The following is a 523-nucleotide window of genomic DNA, read 5'->3' on the forward strand; positions in this document are numbered from 1 at the left end:
CCGGTCCGAACAGACGTCAAAGCTGCGCTCGAGGGTCGGCACTAGGTTGCGCTCGGCAACGGCGAAGGTAGGCTTCAGGCTTAGGGCCAGCGCGGCCAAGGCGAGGTGCTGCGCCTGCCTCATGCCGTGGCTCCAGCGGGTGTGGTTTCGCGCTTCAGGAAAACGGTGTGCCCGATATTGGCAAATTCCGAAGTGCTGATCGACACCACCTCCCACCCGTCTGCGCCCTTCTCGTTCAGGCTGGCCTGCATGTCGGAGAGGCTGGTCTTGCGGGTCATGGGAAAGGACAGGATATTGTATTCAAACGTCTTCATGGGGAAGTTCCGATCTCGGTTGCGCCGGGGAGGTAGAATTCCGTGATGCCGCGTTTGCCGTCGTGGCGCCCAGCCTGGATGATCACGTCGATGGAATTCTCGATGTATTGGATCATGTCGGCATAGGTCATCGGGATCTCGGTTTTGAGTGCTGCGATCGCGAGCCGCTGGACGGCCAGTTGCGGGGTTTCGGCATGGAGCGTGGTCAT

Annotated in this window: 1 protein-coding gene and 1 pseudogene; both read right to left on the minus strand. The window is 60.4% G+C overall.

The window, feature by feature from the left end; translation table 11 throughout:
- Nucleotides 1–119: 119 nt before the first annotated feature.
- On the minus strand, nt 120–314 hold the full coding sequence (locus tag A3764_RS00225) for a DUF4177 domain-containing protein (RefSeq protein ID WP_012187154.1): 195 nt from the start codon (nt 312–314) through the stop codon (nt 120–122).
- Nucleotides 311–523 (minus strand): annotated as a pseudogene (locus A3764_RS00230) (type II secretion system protein E); the annotation flags it as partial. The pseudogene A3764_RS00230 and the gene A3764_RS00225, both read right to left, overlap by 4 nt.

The sequence above is a fragment of the Sulfitobacter sp. HI0129 genome, assembly GCF_001635395.1.
GTDB lineage: Bacteria > Pseudomonadota > Alphaproteobacteria > Rhodobacterales > Rhodobacteraceae > Sulfitobacter.